Origin of the sequence: Actinopolyspora mzabensis, assembly GCF_900101095.1 — a bacterium.
Taxonomy (GTDB): domain Bacteria; phylum Actinomycetota; class Actinomycetes; order Mycobacteriales; family Pseudonocardiaceae; genus Actinopolyspora; species Actinopolyspora mzabensis.
The window spans coordinates 128,893-149,312 of the sequence record NZ_FNFM01000012.1; the positions used below are offsets into that span (position 1 = coordinate 128,893).

The window sequence follows — 20,420 nt, forward strand, 5'->3', positions numbered from 1 at the left end:
GTGCGGACCCGACCGAACGGTGTTTCGGCTGGTCTCGGGCTCACTCCAGGGCGAGCAGGGCACGGCGCGTCTCGGCACACATGCCCGCTTGTCCCGCACCCTCGAAGTAACCAGCGGCCAGGGAGTAGTACTCCCGAGCGGAAGCAATCCTGCCCTGTTGCTGCTGCGACCACCCCGAGGCGCGACACGCGTGGCCCGCACCCTCGGCGTCGTCGAGCGCGTCGAAACGGTTCCTGGAGAGTTCGAGGAGGCTCTCGGCCTCCGAGTACCGATGTGTCCTGACGTGGAGCACGCCACGCTGTTGGAGCAGGATCGCCTCGGTGCGCGCGTCGACGCGTCCCAGGGCGACGCGGTTCAGCCGTTCCCAGTCCCCGAAGCGAGCTCGGAGGTCACAGTAGGCAGCCGAGGCGATAACCAGACCGTGCGCCTGCTCGTGCAGTCCGAGCTCCGCGCTCTGCAACACTCCCGCTCGCAGGACGGGCCACTCGACCTCGAACCACAGTTCCGGATCGCGTAACAACCGGCCCGACAGAGTCGCGTTGCACGGCTCGTGGCGACGAGGGAGGGGTTCGAAGAGCGGAACCCGACGCGGCAGCGAACGGGCTGCCCGGGCGGCGAGATCCCACCAGAGATCGAACATCCGCAGGAACGGTTCTCGAACGTCCGCTTCCGCGACGAGTTCACGAGCGAGAACACCGAACAGCTCGGGCACGCGGTAGCGTGCCTGACCGAGCCGGTCCCGCCCGACGCAGTCGACGAGCCGTTCGTCGACCAGTGTCTCCAACACGTCCTCGGCGGTGTCGCGATCACGGGCGAGCAACGGAGCAGCCACCCACCGGGGGAAATCGGGAATCCTTAACAGAGCGAACAGCCGAAACGCACGGCGACGGGGTTCGTCCAGCCTCTCGTAGCAGGACGCCAGCCTGGCCCGCACGTCCAGGTCGCTCACGTTCAGTTCGTCGAGTCTGCGTGATTCCTCGGAAAGCCTGCTCGCGAGCTTCCTCAACCTCCAGTGTGGGCGTGCGAGCAGCCGCGCCGTGGCAGCGCGTAACGCCAACGGGAGGTAGCCGCAAAGCCGCACGATCTCGGAGGCCGCTGCGGCCTCCGCACGCACGCGCGCCTCGCCGACGGCCCCTTCCAGCAGACTCAGGGCTTCCCGCTCCGGAAACACTTCGAGCGATACCCGATGCGCCGCTTCCAGTCCTGCCAACGGGGTGCGACCGGTGAGCAGGGCGACCGAGTCGGTGGTGTTGGGAAGCAACGGACGTACCTGCTCCTCGTCACTCACCTCGTCCAAGACGAGCAGGACACGCAGGTTCGCCACCCTGTCGCGGTAGAGTTCGACGAGTTCCTCCACCTCCCCGGAGGATTCCGGCACGACGCCGAGGCCTCGCAGCAGCCTTCCGAGAGCCTCGGCAGTGCTCATCGGGACACGTTCGGCCCCACGCAGGTTCAGGTACAGCTGACCGTCCGGATAACTCCGACGTACGAGATGCGCGGTGTGGATGGCCAAGGTGGTCTTGCCCACGCCGGCGGTGCCGGTGATCGTGCACGTCCGGCCGCTCGATTCCAGGAGGGGGCCCAGTCTCGCGACCTCGCGGGTTCTGCCGGTGAAGTCCGCGATAGCGGGTGGAAGTCGTGCCGGGACCGACCGCGGCGCGTGCCGCTCACCGGAATCGGTCAGGATCTTCAGGTGCAGTTCGCGCAGTTCGGTGTTGGGATCCACTCCCAGCTGGGTCTCGAGAACCGTGCTGGCTCGCTGGTAGGTGTCCAATGCCTGCGCCGGCTGTCCGGAACGGTGCAACGCGAGCATCAGTTGTGCCCAGAAACGTTCCCGCAGCGGATGTTCGATCACCAGTGTTCGCAGCTGGTCGATGACGCGGTGGTGGTTGCCGCGGGCCAGCTCGAGTTCGTTTCGTCGCTCGACGGTCTCGAGGCGGAGTTCGTCGAGCGACTCCGTTTCGATCCAGTCCGGCCGCCGCGAGGACACGTCGGCGAGTGGACGGCCCCGCCAGAGTGCGAGTGCCTCTCCGAGCAGTCGGAGTTCTTCGGCGGTATCGCCGTGCTGCTCGGAACGAGCGGCCGCAGCACGCAGCGCGTGGAACCGGCCGAGATCGAACCGCTCGACCGAGGGGGTGATCGAGTAACCACCGGGAACGGTGCGGATGAGTCGCCGATCATCGAGCCGGCGTCTGAGGCGCATCACATGGGTCTGCAGCCTGGCCCTGGCATTGTCGGTGACGTGCTCGCCCCAGAGGTGTTCGATCAGTTCCTCCGCCGGGACGCTCCGGTCGGCACGCAGCAGCAGCACGGCGAGCAGGACTCGCTGCGCTGCGGACCGCAGGGGCACGACTTCCCCGTCGCGACGTATCCGAAGGGGACCGAGAACGGAAAAGTCCCATGAGGGAGACATCACGACTGTCCTTTCAGGAGCGAACCGTGCGAGCTCGGTCAGTCTAGCCACCCGGGAGGTGACACCGGACTGTCAGCGAATCGTGGTAAGCAACGCTTCTACCTGGTCTTTTCCGCTAAAAACCTTTGAACGTCACCGGCGGCACCGATTCCGCGGCGCGGCGGTCGAACGCGCGGTGTCAGGAATTCGCCAGTGCATCACGACATGCTTCCGCCAGTCGGTCGGCAGGGGTACCGACAGGATCGAGCCGAAGGAGACAGCTGGTGTCCGGCAGTACGACCCTGGGCCGCATCACCGGAGCGGTCGGGGGAGCGCGACGCTGGGCTCCGAATCGGCTGATGCCCGCACGAGCCTGCGGTGCTGAGGCGGACCAGGACTCTCGAGGCAGCACCATCTTCGCACCGCGACGGTCCACGTCGCCGTGCGGTACGGCCGCGGCGACCAGCAGGCAAGGCGTCGCCGACCGATCGGTTGAACGAACGCGGAGGAAGAGCACAGTGAAACTCAGCAAACTCGCCTCGGCAGGCTTCGGCCTACTGCTCGGGCTCGGTGTCCTCACGGTGGGAACGGAGGAGGCCGAGGCCGCGACGAACTTCCAGATGCCGTTCCCGTGTGGTCAGACCTGGCAGGGACAGACCCGCAGCGGACACAGTCCGCAGAACGCGGTCGACCTCAACCGGGCCAACGACTACGGCGACACCGTGGTGGCTTCGGCTTCCGGCACGGTCAGCCGGGTGGCGAACGAGGGCAACACCAGTTACGGCAGATGGATCGAGATCGACCACGGCGGCGGATGGACCACCCGCTACGCGCACCTGTCGGTGCAACGCGTGCCCGTCGGGGAGAACGTGGCGCAGGGCGAGACGATCGGTGACGTCGGCAACTCCGGTGGCTCAACCGGCTCGCACCTGCACTTCGAGGAGCGTTACAACGGTTCTGCCCAGCGCATCGACTGGAACGGCAGCCGAATCCACTACTTCGGCAGCCGCGACTACACGAGCCGCAACTGCGGAGGCGGCGGCAACCCCTACACCGCCGGGGAAGTCTGCGGCGACGGTTACGAACAGATCGACTCGCACGCACTCGGCAGCGCCGCGCGGATACACCTGATGTACAACAGCTCCAACGGGAAGAACTGCGTGGTCACGCTCAAGACCAGCGACATCGGTACAGCCACGTCCACCTCGGCCTTCCTCGAGGTGGCGGGCGGCAGCAGATCCACCGACTCGGGTAACTACGGCTACTACGCCGGGCCGGTGCGCGAGTACGCTCCGGGCACCTGCGTGCAGTGGGGCGGCTCCGCCGGATCCGAGTCGTACACGAGTCCGTTCGAGCACTGCGGCTGACGGAACGGGCGGCGCCTGCTCGAGAACGGCACCGGACTTCGTGGTCCGGTGCCGTTGTCCGGGGAAGCACGTCTCCGGCCCGGATCGAAGTCAGCGAACCACCGATGTCGCGGAATGGCTACTCGAGGTCGTACCGTCCGCGGCGCGCGCAGGCGGGATGTTCCAGCGGACGAACCGCTCGGGAGCGGGGCGGACGAACCGCTCGGGAGCGGGGCGGCCGAACCTCCACCACCGCTGAGCCGCTCATATTTCACGTTCGTAGTACAGCATCCGCGTCTCAGGATGCCCAGCGCGTTCGAGGTTGGTGAAACCGTACTTCTCGTACAGGTTTCGTGCCGCCGTGTCGTTCTGGGCCGTGCCCAGCTCCATCGTGGCCGCGCCACGCCGGCGGGCGAGATGGATCGCACCGCTGAGGACCGCGGTTCCGTAACCCCGCCCACGGTACTCGGGCACCACGTAGAACTCCTCGAGCAGGCACACCGGATCCGCGGTGAACAGGTGATCGCGGAAACGGAGTTGAGCCACTCCCACATGACGTGGACCGGCGAGCACGAAAACGCTGGCCTCCGACGCAACATGGGCGCGCACCCGCTCGGCCAGTGGTCCCGCGCCCGGCGTGTACTCGTCGAACTCGCGCTGGAAACGATCGAGCAGTCCGGCTATCTCGTCGGCCTCGGCCTCACCACCTGGTCGGCAACCCGTCTCCGAGGGGATCATTCGGTCAGGATACGCGCCGACGAACCGATTCGGGACACGCGAAACGGACGATTCAGACCAAGCCACTGACGAAGCCACGCGCGGCGTCGGTCCCCGAGTCGAGTGCCTCGCCCGCGTCATCCGCCAACCGCCCGACATCGTCACTGCCGTCCTCGAAGGCGTGGTCCACCGCTCCCGAGGTGATCGCACCGGCGGCTACACCGGCGAGAGCACCGACCGTGAACCCGACCGGCCCGCCCACCGCTGTGCCCGCCAACGCTCCCGAGACGGCCGAGCTGACGACCACCGAGGAAGCCAGCCCGAGCCCGTTGGAGGAAACCGCCTGGGCGGCCGATTCGCCGTTGGACATGTCGTAGGCAACCGCTCCGACGGTCAGCGCACCGCTGAATGCCAGCCCAGCTCTGCCGATCGTTCTGCCGTAGGCGGCCACGTCGTCCGAGACGGTGCTCGCCCGGGTGGCGTACTCGTCGGACAGTCCGAGCAGGCGTTCGAGCTCTCCCCGGTTACCGGCACGCCAGGCACGTTCGGCCCAGCCGGCGCGCAGCGCCGCCTCGTCAGCGAGCATCCCGGCCTGGGCGGACTTGATGGACCGGTCGTAGTTCGCGACGCTCTCCCCTGCCGCGACCACGGAGCTGCCGATGACGGGCCAGTTCTTCCGCAGAAATCGCCCTGCCGTGTTTTTGATGTCGGCGCCGGTGGCACTCCACTCCGCGTGCGCGACCTCGGCCTCGACACGAAGTCTCTCGTAAACTCGTTGCCGTGCCGCGTGATCCTGCCTCGCGGTCACGGCCTCGGCGTGTGCCCGCAGCGCGTCCGACGTGGCAGCGCTCCCCGTCGGTGCCGGCCCGGGATCGGGAGGCACGGGTCCCGGTTCCTCCACCGTGTGCTCGGTGACCGGAAGTCCCGCCGCCACGGCTTCGGTGCGGATGCGGCGCATCTCCCGCTGGGTCCACCGCAGACTGGCGGCGACCTCCTCGAACCTGGCGGCTATCTTGTCGGCATCACCGGCGAGTTCGTCCGCGAGGTGCCCCCCTCGGGTCAGCGTGTCACGGAACGCCTCCCCCGCCGTGCCCTGCCAATCGGAGTCCGCCCGGTTGCGGGCGGTGAAGACTCGGTCGGCGGTCTCGGTAACGGCCCCCGCCAGCGTGCCTCGTACCCAATCGGCCGTGGCGAACACTGCGGAGGGGTCACCGGTCACTGTGGTCTGGATCGGCATGTCCTACTGTCCTCGTAAGGCGGGGAGTCCCTCGCGAGCCCGACGATCGGACTCGATATAGGCGGCCGCGCTGTCGGCCACCGCGTCGCCGGTGGCCGAAGCGGTGGCCGAGAGCCGATCCGCTTCCTCGACGAGCTGGTTGAGCAGCGTGGCCACGGCGGCACTCGCATCACCGGCGTCCGGCTCCGCGGGAGCGGCGGCGCGTGTGCGGTGCAACTCGTCGCCCGCCTGCCGCAGGGTGCCGATGATCTCGTCCAGAATCACCGGGTCGGCTCGAAAACCGGCGTTCATCGGTCCACCTCCTGGAGCCGTTGTTCCTCGGGAATGTCCATGTCGAGCACCACGAGATCGAAGTGGGCGACCTGCCGGAGTTTCCCCAATTGGGTGGCAGGCATGACCAACCAGGGCTGTCGCCGTCCGCAGCAGGAACGCAACCGGTCGAGGGCCGAGTAGACCGGCAGCACCAGCCTGCCGTCGTCGAGTTCGCGCAGTTGCACAACCGCGTCCTCCGCCCGAGTCACGTGCGCCTCACAGGGCAGATACACCATGGGCGGGAAGTCCTCGGGTAGCCGCGACTGTCGCGCTTCATCGGTCGTCTCGGACACACCACTCACTCCTCGTGCCGGCACGCACCGACAAAGGTTGCCGCAACTGGTCGCCGTACACAACGAATCGGCTCCTCCCGCGACCGTGGGACGCGCTCCCCCACCTCCGGGTTGTGTGGCCGGGCTGCCCGATCCGCATCGTCTGCACGGCTTCCGCTCGGAGGTCATCATGGCGGGGTGAACAGCGATCCAGGACGTTACGCAGCGGTTCTGCTGGACATGGACGGCGTACTCACCGATACCGCCCCTCTGCACCTCGCGGCGTGGCGACGGGTTTTCGACGAGTACCTGGCGGCCCGCACGGCACTCCCGGAGGAAGATCGCGGCAGCTTCACCGAGCAGGACTACCGACGTCACGTCGACGGGAAACGCCGGACGGACGGCGTGCTGGCACTGCTGCGCTCGCGCGGGATCGAGATACCACTGGGCCACGCCGAGGACGGGCCCGAACGGAACACTGCCCATGGCCTGGGTAACCGCAAGGACGCCTATTTCCGCGAACTCGTCGAAGCGAACGGTGTTCGGGTCCATGCGGACGCTAGTCGCCTGCTCGAATCCCTGCGCGCGTGCGGAATGCGCACGGCTCTCGTCTCGGCCAGCCGCAACTGTGAGTGGGTGCTGCGGCGGGCTGGGCTGTACGAGGCGTTCGACGTCGTGGTCGAGGGGGTTCGGGCCGACGAGTTGGGGCTGCCGGGCAAACCCGATCCGGCGATCTTCCTGGAAGCCGCCCGCCTGCTGGAGGTCGCCCCGTCGCGGTGCGTGCTGCTGGAGGACGCGGAGGTCGGCGCGCGGGCGGGCAGCACCGGAGGTTTCGGGCGGGTGATCGGGGTGGACCGCACCGGGCACGCCGAGGCGCTGCTGTCCGCCGGGGCGGACGAGGTGGTCTCTGACTTGAGCGAGGTGTCGCTCGGAGCACTCGGGGGCAGGCGGGATGTGCGGACACTTCCAAAGGCCGCGTCGAACTCGGCTCGGATCGTCGAGGAGATCGGTGGCGGACCGCTGCTCGTGGCACTGGACTTCGACGGCACGCTGGCCCCGATCGCCGACACCCCGGAGGAGGTGAGGTTGCCGCGACGGAGCCGTGAGGTGCTGCGAAAGCTGGCCCGGAGCTCACAGGTGGCCGTGATCAGCGGGCGCGACCTGTCCGATCTCCGGGCGAGGGTGGGACTTCCCGAGCTCTGGTACGGCGGGAACCACGGATTCGAGCTTTCCGCCCCGTTCGGAGACGTGACCGATCGCAGTGCGGGTAAGGCGAGCATCGGCGATCTCGACGCGATCGAAACCTGGCTGCGCTCCGAACTCACCACTCCGGGAGCGGTCCTGGAACGAAAGCGGTTCGCGCTGGCGGTGCACTACCGGGATGTCGCGGACGAGGACGTGGCCCACCTGACGACACTGGTTCGCGCTGCGGTCGCGGGGCGGGAGACAGTGAGAACGACCGGCGGGCGCCGGGTGACCGAGATCGTGCCGAACGTGGCGTGGGACAAGGGGACCGCGCTGAACTGGCTGCTGGAGCGGGTGGGGGTCGGGACGGGCGAAACAGGCTTCACCGTGCTGTACGCCGGTGACGACCGGACGGACGAGGACGCGTTGCGGACGGTCCATGCCGAGAATACCGGGATCTTCGTGCTCAGCGAAGAGCACCGCGAACACCTCAGCTGGGCGCACTACGTGGTCAGCGGACCGGACGAACTCGTGGATGTGCTCGAGCACCTCGCCCGATCTCGGGACGCCGAGAACGTGTGAGCGCAGCTTCCCGGAAGGTCGGAGCCACGTAGAAGCGTGCCCGGGCGAGCCGGGACGAACACAGCGGTGTTCAGGTAGCGATGGGTACTCTGCTCCGGTGCCCCCGCCGGAGAAACCCCCGATACGTCTCGTCGGCCGCCCAGACGATCAGCGGGAACGGCAGCAGCAGCACGTAGACCCACGCGGGGGGCGCTGCCGTGTCGAACACTCTCTGCAGCGGGGGTACGTACACGATCGCGGCGGCGAACAGCAGCTCGAACCCGAATCCGGCCAACAGCAGCCGATTCGTGAGGGAACCGATGTCGCGCAGCGCGGCACGGCGGGTACGCGAGGCGAACGCGGTGCCGAGCTGGCAGAAGACTATGCCGAGGAACGTGGTCGTGGTGGCCTGCGCGTAGGCGTGCCGCAGCCCGGGGGCCTCGGTGAGGTCGATCCCCGGACTCCAGCCCGCGTCGAACAGGACGAGGAAATAGCCGAGCAGCACCAGCACGGCTGATGTGATCCCCATGATCGCCCAGGCGCGCAGCAGCAGTTCACCGCTGATCACGTTTCGCGAGCGCTCTCGAGGAGGCTCACGCATCAGTCCCGGTTCGGCGCGTTCACGTCCCAGCGCCAGCGCGGGCAGCGTCTCGGTACCGAGATCTATCGCCAGTATCTGCAGCACGGTCAGCGGCAGCGGAACCATCCCACCGGAAAGCGCGAACAGCAGGAACGGCAGCACCTCGGGAACGAGATGGGCGAAGATGTAGAGGACGAACTTGCCGACGTTGTCGTAGACACGTCGGCCCTCCTCGATTCCGTCCACGATCGTGGCGAAATTGTCGTCGGTTAGCACGACCGAGGCCGCCTCCCTGGCGACATCCGTACCACCGACCCCCATCGCCACGCCGAGGTCGGCCCGCCGGAGAGCGGGCGCGTCGTTGATACCGTCACCGGTCATGGCGACCACGTGACCGCACTGGTTCAGAGCATCGGCGATGCGCAGCTTGCTCTCCGGCGAGGCGCGGGCGAAGACGATTTCCTCACCGGAAAGGAGCATCCGGTCGAGATCCGCTTCGGGCAGCTCGTCGAGTTCCGGACCGTCCAGGACGCGTTCCGCGCGAATCCCGACCTCTCGTGCCACGGCGGCGGCCGTTCGCCCGTAGTCACCGGTGACGATGTGCACCCGGATTCCCGCGGAGTGACAAGCGTGAACGGCTTCGGTCACCTCCGGGCGTGGTGGGTCGATCAGTCCGACCAGTCCTAGCAGGCACAATCCCGTTTCGGCCGAGTCACGCTGCTCCGGCACGGTTCGGGCCCCACGGACGGCGAAAGCGATGACACGCAGTCCCCGATCCGCCATGTCCGAAACCACACCGGTCAGCTCAGTTCGCCGCGTGTCGGTCAGTTCCACGCTTCCCTCGCCGGAGAACAAGGTGACGCAACGGGCGATGATCTCTTCGGGAGCTCCCTTGACGTGAACGACGAATCCCTCTCCGCGAGGTTCCACGCTGGCCATTCTTCGTAGGCGCGGATCGAACGGGTACAGCTTTTCACGCTGCTCGTTCCTGGTGTCAGCGGTGAGCCGGACGTCGTGGGCGCGGGCGAACTCCAGCAGTGCGAGCTCCATCGGATCACCGCTGGCGGTCGCGTCATCCGCCGTTTCACACCGCGCGAGGGCCCGCAACAGTTCCGTACCGGGCGGAGCCCGCTCTCCCGAGCCGTCCCGGGACTCGACGACCCGCATGGCGTTGCGGGTGAGCGTACCAGTCTTGTCGGTGCATATCACCGTGGTGGAGCCCAATGTCTCAACGGCTGACAGCCGTTTGACCAGGGCTCCTTTCCTCGCCATGCCGCGTACACCCGCTGCCAGCGCGAGAGTGATCGTGGGCAACAGTCCTTCCGGAACGTTGGCGACGAGGAGTCCGATCGCGAACAGGAAGGACTGGGCCCAGCTGAGACCGGCCAGCACCCCCAAGGGCAGGAACGCGGCCGCCACCCCACCTGCCACCGCGGCGATCAGCCAGGCCACCCTGCGGACCTGTCGTTCCAGTGGGCTCTCCGCCAATCGGACACGAGCCGACAACGTGGCGATACGCCCGAGTTCGGTGCGGGCCCCCGTGGCATGAACGATCGCCTCACCGTGCCCACGGGTGCACACGGTTCCGCTGAATACGAGTACCGGCGAGTCCAACACCCGCTCGGCGGTGTCGGTGAGATCCGCTGCCCGCTCGACCGGGTTCGACTCACCCGTCAACGCGGAGGCGTCCACCTCCAACGTCCCGCTGAGCAGTCGGGCATCGGCCGGGACGCGTTCTCCCTCCCCGATCAGCAGCACGTCGCCAGGCACCAGTTCACCGACCGGCACGCTCATGTGTTCCCCGCCACGACGGACGTGGCTGTGCTGCGGCAGATAACGACCGAGGGTCTGCACGGCGTGTTCGGCTTGTTCCTCCTGCCAGAACGCCAACGCGGCGTTGAGCACTATCACCAGGATGATGGCCGTGGCCAGCTCCCCGGTCCCCGAGAACCATGCCAACGCCGCGGCGATCCACAACAGCACCGCCAACGGATGGGTGAACTGGCGCGACAACGCGCGGGGCCAGTTCCGCTTACCACTCGTGGGGAGCTCGTTGTTGCCGTAGACCTCCAGCCTGCGCGCGGCCTCCCTGGAGCCGAGTCCACGAACATCGGATCTCAGGTCCAGCACCAAGCGGTTGACGGGCTCTCGCGGATCGACCCGGGATCCGCGGGTCGAGTCCGTGCCACGTCCGTGACGAGGTTGCGACACGGCTGCCCTCCCTGCACGACTCCGGCCGAATCCGCATTGTCAGCGATCCGGTGACTCGCGGCATCCGAGGCGGGGGAGACGACACCTCGTGGGAGTTCCGGTTTGGAGGAGTGCTCTTCGGGGCGCGGGAGCAGCCGTGCCGCGTGGCCTCGCTCCGGCATCCGAACCGGTGGAAACGTACCCTCGAGCACCGGGCGACGAACGCGGGGCAGGGGCCCACCAACAGAAACCGACCTACCGCCCAGCCGTTGTGCTCGTGCGAGGAACACCGGTCATGAATGATTCACCGAGTCCACACCGCCTCGTCTTCACCGACTTCGATCCGGCCGACGAGAAGCGGCGGGAGGCGTTGTGCACGCTGGGGAACGGCTACTTCGCCACTCGGGGGAGCGTGCCGGAGGCACGCGCTGACGGCGTGCACTGTCCGGGAACATACGTCGCGGGCTGCTACAACCGCCTGACCTCGGTGGTTTCCGGGCGGGAGCTGGAGCACGAGTCGCTGGTCAACCTGCCGAACTGGCTGCCCGTCACCTTCCGCGTCGACGACGGCCCCTGGTTCGAGTTGGCGGGGGTGGAGCTGCTGGCGCACGAACAGGAACTCGATCTGGAACGAGGGGTCCTGGTACGCAGGGCGCGGCTGCGGGACAGTGCGGGAAGAATCACCAGGATGGTGCAGCGCCGCTTCGTGCACATGAGTCGGCCTCATCTTGCGGGGCTGGAGACCACACTCGTGCCGGAGAGCTGGTCGGGGACCATCACGTTCCGCTGCGGCCTGGACGGGCGGGTCGGCAACCACGGCGTAGCACGCTACGAGGGGCTGAACGGGCGGCATCTGGTCGACATCCGCGGCGACGAGGCCGGGGAGAACCTCGTAGTGCTGCACACCCGCACCTCGGGGTCCGACATCCGGGTGGCCGAGGCAGCCAGCTGCCGCACGTTCCGCAATGAGGTACCGCTGGCGGGCGGAGGTCGAACCGTTCACGACGAACAAGCGGTCTTCCAGGAGTTCACTGTCGATTCGAACCGGCTCGACGAGATACGGATCGAGAAGCTCGTGGCGCTTTTCACCTCGCGGGACTCGGCGATCGTGGAGCCGGTCTCGGAGGCGGTGGAGGCCGCTCGCGAGGCAGAGGGCTTCGACGAACTGCTGAGCTCCCACGTCGCGGCCTGGGCCCGGCTGGGCCACGCCTTCCGCTGCGGGCTGTCGACGAGCGCGGCCACCCGCCAGGCGGTGCGGCTGCACGTGTTCCATCTGTTGCAGACCGTCTCGCCGAACACGGCTGATCTGGACGTGGGTGTCCCGGCCCGTGGGCTGCACGGCGAGGCGTACCGGGGACACGTCTTCTGGGACGAGTTGTTCGTACTTCCGACCCTGACGCTGCGCATGCCGTGGGTGGCCCGGGCACTGCTGCGCTATCGCTCTCGCAGGCTGCCCCAGGCACGACTCGCGGCGAGGCGAGCGGGACTGTCCGGCGCCATGTTTCCCTGGCAGAGCGGCAGCAACGGACGGGAGGAGAGTCAGTCGTGGCACCTGAACCCGCGCTCGGGAAGATGGCCGGCCGACCACACGCACCTGCAGCGACACATCGGCATCGCGATCGCCCACAACGTGTGGCACTACTACCAGGCCACCGATGACGAGGAGTTCCTCGCCGAACAGGGCGCGGAAACGATACTGGAGACGACCCGGTTCCTCGCGTCACTGGCCAACTACGAACGCGGAAGCGACCGCTACACCATCAGCGGGATCGTGGGGCCGGACGAGTACCACACCGGCTACCCGGACCGGGATTCTCCGGGGATCGACAACAACGCCTACACCAACATCATGACGGCGTGGCTGTGCCGCACGGCGCTGCGAACCCTGGGCGAGCTCGACAACGCACGCCGCGCCGAACTGACCGACCAACTCGATCTCGACCACAGCGAGACCGACCGGTGGCGGCACATCTCGCGGCGGATGTACGTGCCCTTCCACGACGACGGGATCATCAGCCAGTTCGAGGGCTACGACCGATTGGCGGAACTGGACTGGGACGACTACCGAGGTCGCTACGGCGACATCAGTCGACTCGACCGAATCCTGGAAGCCGAGGGCGACTCCCCCAACCGCTACCGGGCGTCGAAACAGGCCGACGTGCTGATGCTGTTCTACCTGCTCTCGGCCGAGGAACTCGAGCAACTTCTCACGACGCTGGGCTACACGATGCCCCGGGACACCATCCCGCGAAACATCGACTACTACCTTCGACGCACCAGCCACGGGTCCACGCTGAGCGCGGTCGTCCACGCCTGGGTACTCGCCCGCGCCAACCGAGCCAAGGCGCTGGAGTTCTTCGACAACGTACTGGCCGGTGACCTGCACGACGTGCAACGAGGCACCACTGCCGAGGGAATTCACCTCGCTGCCATGGCGGGCAGTATCGACCTGTTGCAACGCTGCTTCGCGGGCATCGAGATAAGGGATCACACTCTCGTGCTGAATCCGCTCTGGCCCGCGGAACTGGGGGCGCTGGAGCTGGCGATCCGTTTCCGCGGCCACCCGATCGACATCACCGTCACCGGACGGACCGCGACGGTACGCACCGCGCCGGGCAGCAGGAAGTCGCCGATCCGATGCGCCTGTGGTTCCCGCGCGGTGACGCTGGGGCCGGGTGAGACGACCGTGTTCTCGCTGGAGCACGCCGAGAGATGATTTCTCGGTTTCCGTGGTGCACGCGGCGAAGCCGTTCCGGAAACGGGGCCCCTCCGGGAACCTCCCGGCGGCGAACACCTCGAGCCGGTCAGCCCACCCGCAGCGGATCAGTGGTTCGGGAACAGGTTCTCCACGCATTCCGCGAGCGGTCGACGCGGCGTGGGCGGCGCGGGGAACCGCTCGGTGACCGGCCACCCCAGCCGCAACGCGAACCTGGGAACTCCCGCGCCACCGAGCACCTGTTCGCGCACGAACTCACGAGCGGAGAACACCTCGGCGAACTGACTCAGCACGCACCCGGCCAACCCCTCACGGGCCACGTACAGCGCTGTTTCACCCAACACCTCCCCCGAGAGCAACTCGCTTTCGAGGGTGTCATCCAGGGTGTACAGCAGCGCCAGTTCCGCACCGTCGTCGAGCACCGGGATCGGCAACTCCCCGGCCCCGAAATCCCGTTCGAAGGCACTCGGCGCATGAGCTTCCGGGATGGAGCGAGCGGGCACTCCCTCCGAACTCGCATGACGCGTCGACCACTTCGCGAGCTCGTGGCGGTACTCCGGATCGTCCTCGCGTGCTCTGCCCGCCTGGCGGAGCGCGTGGGACAGCTGCTGCCTGGCCGGCTCCGAGAGCACGAAATCGAGCACGCACCCCTTGGTGGCCGCGGCTTCTCGCAGCTCGCTCATCAACTCCGGGGGGACAGGGTCGGGTAGGAAGGGTCTGCGGTCGGTCCGCCGCCGCGCGGCCAACCCGGCCAGCACCACGGCCTCGGCGTCGATGTCGGCGAGCCTGCTGAACTCGATCGAAGCCAGATGATCCGGCTGGTCCGGATTGGGCAGGCGATGCACCAGGGTCCGCCACCCCTCCGCGGCGAAACCGATACGAGCCTGGTGGAGCGCCGCACCACAGCCGATCACCGACTGCTCCCCCGTGGGATCGAGCACGGGTGGGACGCGGGAACGGTCCAGAAACAGGTGCACCGAACGTGGTCCGATCACCCAGCGCCAGGGCTGGATGTTGTGCAGCGAGGGCGCTCGGCAGGCCACGACCAGCGCCGAACGCATCGTGGCTGCCGCGGGCTCACTTTTACCGGTCATACGGGCCCCTACTCGTATTCTACGACCCCTGTGGCCCGGCGAATAACTCAACCGCCGAGCGGACGCGAAAGAGTTGAAGGCACCTGACAACCGGTTGCCGCTCACTCGGGAGCTCGCACATCCCCCCCCATTCGGTGCTGCGATCTGAACGCCCACGGGGCAACCTGGGGCGGATGGAGCGTCGACAACCCTGATTCTCGGACAAGGTGCTTGCCATGGACACCTCGCGGTACGACATCCTCGTCGGGGTGGACGGCTCGGCTTCCGCACGACGAGCGGCCGACTGGGCCATCGCGGAGGCTCGGCGACACACCGGGTCCTCCCTGACTCTCGTGCTGATCAACGACGATCCGGCACGGGAGAGCTACGCCCGGCAGGCCGTCGCGGAGATCGCCGCGCGGTGCGGCGAAGCGCAGCCCTCCTTGGAGGTGGGCCACGAGGTCGCAGAGGGGCACCCCATCGAGGAGCTGGTGCGCCGTTCCTCGACGGCCGATCTCCTGGTGCTCGGTTCGCGTGGGCACGGTCCGGTGGCCGACGCGCTGCTCGGCTCGGTCAGCGTCGGGGTGGCGCGGCGAACGAGCTGCCCGCTCGTGGTGATCCGGGGTGAGGAGACCGAACAACGCGGCGAGGTCGTGGTGGGTGTCGACGACTCGGTGCGGAGCGAGGCCGCGCTGGAGTTCGGCTTCACCTGCGCGCGGAACCGTGCCGCGGAGCTGCTGGTGCTGCGAGCGATGGCCCGCCACCCGCAGGCCCGGCAGGCGAGGTCGGGGCGGGAGGCCCCTTCGGAACGGGTGGAACACGACCTCGCGAAACGACTGGAACGCTGGGGCGCGTGGTTTCCGAATGTGACGGCACGCCGCATCGACGTGGACAAGCATCCGGTGACCGCCCTGCTCGAGATCTCCCGAGGTGCGGACCTGGTCGTGGTGGGTCGTCGCGGGGGCGGTGGTTTCGGCGGGCTCATGCTGGGATCGGTGGCCCGTGGTGTGCTGCACCGGGCCTCCTGTCCCGTGGCGATGGTTCCCGAGTCGGGTGATCAGGAGTGATGCGGCGGGATCGCTCCGCCCGGTGGGAGGTGTGACGGGCATGGCGGAGTTCGCACCGACGCTGGGACTGTCCGCCGAGCAGGCCGAGGGAGTGGTCCGGATCGCGGGCAAGGCGCCCTCGCTGCACAACCGGCAACCGTGGCGCTTCCGGCTGCTGCCCCATTCGATCGAACTGCACTACGATCCGCGAGCGCGGCTGCCCGCCACCGATCCGCAGGAGCGGGAACTGCGGATCGGCTGTGGCGCGGCGTTGCTGAACATGCGGCTCGCCCTGGAGCACGAGGGGGTCAGCCCGGTCGTAACCCTGCTACCGCACACCGGGGCGGAGGCTGCCCTGGCGGAGATACGCGGCGCGGAAGCCTCGAACATGTCACCGGGGCAGCGGGTGCTGTATCGGGCGATCACTGATCGGCACACGAACAGACGTCCCTTCCGAGAAACCCCGATACCCGTGGGGCAGCGACACTCGTTGCTCGACTCGGTGGAGCGGGAGGGGTGTTGGCTGCACATCGTGGAACGGGACGAGCTCGGAAGACTGGAGGGCATGGTTCACCGCGCGCACCGGGCACAGCTGGCCGATCCGCGGTTCCGGGAGGAGCTGGCCGGTTGGACCGGACACGACGCCGAGCTCAGCGAGGGGATACCCGCCTCGGCGGCGGGCCCCGAACGCGAACCACAGGACCAGTGGGTGTTGCGGGACTACTCGGCGGGCAAGGCGAAACCACGCGTGCCGGGCAAGGACTTCGAGTACGAGCCACTGCTGCTGGTCGTCTGTTCCTACTACGAGGGCCGAGCCGCGGACCTGCGTGCGGGACAGGCCCTGCAACGAATGCTGCTGACGGCCACCGCCAACGGCCTGGTGGCCTCCCTGATGTCGCAGGTGATCGAGATCGACGAGACCAGGGAGGAACTGCGGCGGATGCTCGGGGGCAGCCTGCGCCCCCAGGTGTTGCTCCGGGTCGGCTACGGTTCGCGAACGGCACCGACGCCGCGGCACGAGCCACGCGAGCTGTTGCTGTAGCCCACGGGAACCGCGACGGGGAGCCGCAGGGTTCACGGCTCGTCACCCGCCGGAGCCGCGGTCGCGTCGTTTTCCCCCCGGACCACGAGCACGGGGCAGTGCGCGTGCCGTACGCAGTACTGGGCCACCGATCCCAGCAAAGCGGCCGCGAAGCCGCCCAGTCCCCTGCTGCCGACCACGAGCAGGTCTGCCTCGACCCGCCGTGCCGCGTCCAGCAGCACCCTGGCCGGGTGTCCGTAGCCGACCTCCCGGCGCAGCGGCACCGTCTCGTCTCCCGCCACGACCCGCGCGATCGTTTCGTCCAGTGCCGCCGCCGTACGGTGGGCCACCGCCTCGGGGCCGGCCACCGGCCGGTCGTACAGCTCGGGGTAGTCCCAGCCACGCACCGCCAGAACCGAGCCACCGACGAGTTCCGCGTGCCACAACGCCCAGCGCAGTGCCTGTTCGGACCCGAACGAGCCGTCGAGTCCCACTACGACGCGGTAATCCCCCGACACGACTACCTCCCCGAACACGTCTGCCCGCACACGCCTGGCACCGGAACCGAGCACGATTCCCACCACGGCCACCGGCCGGTGGTCACCCCTCGCACACGGCTGGGCACCGACCCAGGTGGGAACCGATGGCCGCTGATCCACGAGGATGCTCCGTAGGGACACGATCGGCCCTTCCGACGGGACGCGCAGCGCGGGACCAACCGCCCCGAGAACGAGGAGCAGCTGGTGCACGACGACAGGAAACTGACCGAGGAACGGATCCACCGGATGCTGCGCGACCGCATCCGGCCCGCTCTACGACCGGAGTCCGCGCCGCTCGCCCTCGACACCTGGCACGGCACGAGCGCGCCGGTACCGGTCGCGAACAGGGGTTCCGGGGAGTACCGCGGGTCGGGTGTGGGTGTCCGCTGGGGGCTGCCGTGGAACACCACCTGGTTCCGGCTGCGCGGCGAGGTTCCCGCGGACTGGGCCGGACGTGCCGTGGAGCTCGTGTTCGACCCGGGGTTCGACCACCGACGACCGGGATTCCAGTGCGAAGGGCTGGTGTACCGACCGGACGGTTCGATCGTGAAGGGGCTGAACCCGCGCAACGAGTGGGTACGCGTGAGCGAGGCCGTCGCTGGGGGTGAACCGGTGGAGTTCCACGTGGAAGCGGCGGCGAATCCTGTGATCCTCGGTGACCATTCGTTCACCCCCACCGAACTGGGCGATCCGGACACGAGCGGCACGGAACCGCTGTACCGGGTCGAGCGTGCCGAGCTGACCGTGTTCGACAGTCGGGTCGAACAGCTGCTCCACGACGTCGAAGTGCTCGACCAGCTCATGCGGCAGCTCGGCACGGACGAGCCGCGGCGCTGGGAGATACTGCGCGCCCTCGACCGCGGCATGGACGCGGTGGACCCGCGCGACGTGGGCGGCAGCGCGGGCCGCACGCGCGAGCTACTGAGCCCGGTGCTGCGGAAACCGGCACACGCCAGCGCGCACCGAGTCTCGGCGATCGGCCACGCGCACATCGACTCGGCGTGGCTGTGGCCGTTCCGCGAGACCGTGCGCAAGGTGGCCAGGACGGTCTCGAACGTGCTCGGGCTGTTGGAGGAGCACCCGGAGTTCGTCTTCGCCATGTCCCAGGCGCAGCAGTTCGCCTGGCTCGAGCGGCATTATCCCCAGCTCCACCGACGGGTTCGGTCCGAGGTGGCCTCGGGGAGGTTCGTGCCGGTGGGCGGCATGTGGGTCGAGGCCGACACGAACATGCCCGGCGGCGAGGCGCTGGCGCGGCAGCTGGTGCACGGCAAGCGGTTCTTCCTGGACGAGTTCGGTGTGGAGACCGACGAGGTGTGGCTGCCCGACTCGTTCGGGTACAGCGCGGCGCTGCCGCAGCTGATCGCCCTGTCCGGTTCGAGCTGGTTTCTGGGGCAGAAGGTGGTCTGGAACCAGACGAACGCGTTCCCGCATCACACCTTCCACTGGGAGGGCATCGACGGCACCAGGATCCTCACCCATCTGCCCCCGGTGGATGTCTACGACTCCGAGCTGTCCGCGGCCGAACTGGCACACGCCTCGGCCAACTTCGCCGAGAAGGGCGAGGCCGGTCGTTCGCTGGTTCCGTTCGGCTGGGGTGACGGGGGCGGCGGCCCCACCCGCGAGATGCTGGCGCGGGCCGAGCGTCTGGCCGATCTGGAAGGATCACCGCGAGTCACCGTCGAGTCCCCCGCCGAGTTCGCCCGCGAGGCGCGTGCGGAGTACGCGACACCCCCGGTATGGGTGGGTGAGCTGTATCTGGAGTTCCACCGCGGCACCTACACCAGTCAGGCGGGCACCAAGCGGGGGAACCGGCACAACGAGCACCTGCTGCGGGAGGCCGAGCTGTGGACGGCGACGGCGAACGTGTACCTCGGTCTCCCCTACCCGCACGAGCGGCTGGACCGGCTCTGGAAAGCGGTGCTGCGCAACCAGTTCCACGATGTCCTGCCGGGCTCGTCCATCGCCTGGGTGCACCACGAGGCGGAGCGGGAGCACGAACTCGTCCGGGGCGAACTGCAGGAGATCATCGACGGGGCACAGCGAAAGTTGGCCGGGTCGGGCTCGACACCGCTGGTGTTCAACGGTGCTCCACACGAGCGGGACGGGATTCCGGCGGGCGGTGCGGCACCGGCGACCGAACCGGACGCGTTCGTGGAGCTGGCCGAAACGGACGAGGGCTTCGTGCTGCGCAACGAATCGCTGCGGGTCGTGATCGACCGACGGGGCACCATCACGTCGCTGCGCGACCTGGCAGCCGAGCGCGAGGTCGTCCCGGCGGGCTCGGCGGGCAACGTGTCGCGGATTCACCCGGATCTGCCGAACCGGTGGGACGCGTGGGACATCGACGCCTTCTATCGCAACAACGTCACCGAACTGCTGGATGCCGAGGAAGTGGCGGTGTGCGAGGACGCTGCGGATCGTGTCGTGGTGCGCGTGGTGCGTTCCTTCTCCCATTCGCGGATCACCCAGACACTGACGCTGCGAGGCGGCGCCGCACGGCTGGAGATCGACACCGAGGTGGACTGGCACGAGTCCGAGACGCTGCTCAAGCTGGCTTTCCCGCTGGACGTGCACACCGACCGCATGGCTGCCGAGACCCAGTTCGGCCACCTGTACCGGCCGATTCACGAGAACACCAGCTGGGACGCGGCCAAGTTCGAGACGTGTGCCCACCGCTGGGTTCACGTGGGTGAGGCGGGGTACGGCGTGGCCCTGGCTAACGACACCACCTACGGCCACGACGTGACCCGCTGGGCCAAGCACAGCGGCGGTACCGCGACGACCGTGCGGGCCTCGCTGCTGCGCGCCCCGCGATTTCCCGACCCGGAAACCGACCGGGGGCTACACCGTTTCCGGCACGTCCTCGTGCCGGGGGCCGAGATCGGTGACGCGGTGCGGGAGGGCTACCATCTCAATCTGCCCTCCCGAACCGTCCGAGGTGCCTCCTCGGTGGAACCGCTGGTCACCAGTGACAACTCCGCCGTGGTCCTGGAAGCGGTGAAGTCGGCCGAGGACGGTTCCGGAGACGTGGTGGTGCGACTGTACGAATCCTCGGGTGGTCGCGCTACGAGCCGGGTCACCACCGGTTTCGCCCCGGTGAGCGTGCGGGCGACCGATCTGCTGGAACGACCGTGGGCCGGCGGGGAGATCGAGCACGACACTACGGGGTTCCGGCTGACGCTGCGCCCGTTCGAGATCCGCACGCTGCGGCTGGAGCGGACGTGACCGGATTG

The 20,420-nt window shown here is 68.2% G+C and carries 14 protein-coding genes; 6 read left to right on the forward strand and 8 right to left on the reverse strand.

The genetic code is table 11. The features are described from left to right. Positions 1–40: 40 nt before the first annotated feature. The gene (locus BLR41_RS19655) at positions 41–2,350 is read right to left on the reverse strand and encodes an AfsR/SARP family transcriptional regulator (protein ID WP_176798072.1); all 2,310 of its coding nucleotides are present in this window, start codon (positions 2,348–2,350) and stop codon (positions 41–43) included. 560 nt (positions 2,351–2,910) lie between these two features. On the opposite strand from BLR41_RS19655, the gene BLR41_RS19660 reads away from it, so the two are divergent. Continuing rightward, complete coding sequence (locus BLR41_RS19660) at positions 2,911–3,759, forward strand: M23 family metallopeptidase (RefSeq protein ID WP_218120269.1); 849 nt, start codon at positions 2,911–2,913, stop codon at positions 3,757–3,759. Positions 3,760–4,002: 243 nt separating this feature from the next. On the opposite strand, the gene BLR41_RS19665 is transcribed toward BLR41_RS19660, so the two are convergent. Genes BLR41_RS19665 through BLR41_RS19680 form a run of 4 tightly spaced genes read right to left on the reverse strand, consistent with a single transcriptional unit; the run spans position 4,003 to position 6,297 of the window. Then, positions 4,003–4,476 carry a GNAT family N-acetyltransferase gene (locus BLR41_RS19665; protein ID WP_176798073.1) on the reverse strand — a complete coding sequence of 158 codons (474 nt, stop codon included), beginning with the start codon at positions 4,474–4,476 and terminating at the stop codon, positions 4,003–4,005. A 52-nt stretch (positions 4,477–4,528) separates the two neighbouring features. Beyond that, positions 4,529–5,692, reverse strand: coding sequence for a hypothetical protein (locus tag BLR41_RS19670; protein WP_092631312.1), 1,164 nt, complete (start codon positions 5,690–5,692; stop codon positions 4,529–4,531). A 3-nt stretch (positions 5,693–5,695) separates the two neighbouring features. Next, the gene (locus BLR41_RS19675; RefSeq protein ID WP_092631316.1) at positions 5,696–5,983 is read right to left on the reverse strand and encodes a hypothetical protein; all 288 of its coding nucleotides are present in this window, start codon (positions 5,981–5,983) and stop codon (positions 5,696–5,698) included. Beyond that, complete coding sequence (locus BLR41_RS19680; protein WP_218120270.1) at positions 5,980–6,297, reverse strand: SAV_915 family protein; 318 nt, start codon at positions 6,295–6,297, stop codon at positions 5,980–5,982. The genes BLR41_RS19675 and BLR41_RS19680 overlap by 4 nt, the downstream gene beginning before the upstream one ends. A gap of 177 nt (positions 6,298–6,474) precedes the next feature. Here BLR41_RS19680 and otsB point away from each other — a divergent pair, with 177 nt between their 5' ends. Then, positions 6,475–8,043, forward strand: coding sequence for a trehalose-phosphatase (gene otsB / locus BLR41_RS19685; RefSeq protein ID WP_092631319.1), 1,569 nt, complete (start codon positions 6,475–6,477; stop codon positions 8,041–8,043). A gap of 70 nt (positions 8,044–8,113) precedes the next feature. On the opposite strand, the gene BLR41_RS19690 is transcribed toward otsB, so the two are convergent. Beyond that, positions 8,114–10,813 (reverse strand): cation-translocating P-type ATPase, encoded by a 2,700-nt coding sequence (locus tag BLR41_RS19690; RefSeq protein ID WP_092631322.1) that lies wholly within the window; start codon positions 10,811–10,813, stop codon positions 8,114–8,116. Between the two features lie 274 nt (positions 10,814–11,087). Between BLR41_RS19690 and BLR41_RS19695 the strand changes: the two genes are divergently transcribed. Further along, positions 11,088–13,508 (forward strand): glycoside hydrolase family 65 protein, encoded by a 2,421-nt coding sequence (locus BLR41_RS19695; protein ID WP_092631325.1) that lies wholly within the window; start codon positions 11,088–11,090, stop codon positions 13,506–13,508. 107 nt (positions 13,509–13,615) lie between these two features. Here the strand turns inward: BLR41_RS19695 and BLR41_RS19700 are convergent, their stop codons facing one another. Next, the gene (locus BLR41_RS19700; protein WP_176798074.1) at positions 13,616–14,602 is read right to left on the reverse strand and encodes an Acg family FMN-binding oxidoreductase; all 987 of its coding nucleotides are present in this window, start codon (positions 14,600–14,602) and stop codon (positions 13,616–13,618) included. Between the two features lie 215 nt (positions 14,603–14,817). Here BLR41_RS19700 and BLR41_RS19705 point away from each other — a divergent pair, with 215 nt between their 5' ends. After that, on the forward strand, positions 14,818–15,648 hold the full coding sequence (locus BLR41_RS19705) for a universal stress protein (protein ID WP_092631328.1): 831 nt from the start codon (positions 14,818–14,820) through the stop codon (positions 15,646–15,648). Between the two features lie 40 nt (positions 15,649–15,688). Continuing rightward, complete coding sequence (locus BLR41_RS19710; RefSeq protein WP_092631331.1) at positions 15,689–16,669, forward strand: Acg family FMN-binding oxidoreductase; 981 nt, start codon at positions 15,689–15,691, stop codon at positions 16,667–16,669. Positions 16,670–16,701: 32 nt separating this feature from the next. On the opposite strand, the gene BLR41_RS19715 is transcribed toward BLR41_RS19710, so the two are convergent. After that, entirely contained in the window at positions 16,702–17,307 is a 606-nt protein-coding gene (locus BLR41_RS19715; RefSeq protein ID WP_218120271.1) for a universal stress protein, read from the reverse strand. 84 nt (positions 17,308–17,391) lie between these two features. On the opposite strand from BLR41_RS19715, the gene BLR41_RS19720 reads away from it, so the two are divergent. Continuing rightward, on the forward strand, positions 17,392–20,412 hold the full coding sequence (locus BLR41_RS19720) for an alpha-mannosidase (RefSeq protein WP_092631334.1): 3,021 nt from the start codon (positions 17,392–17,394) through the stop codon (positions 20,410–20,412). The last annotated feature ends 8 nt before the right edge of the window (positions 20,413–20,420 follow it).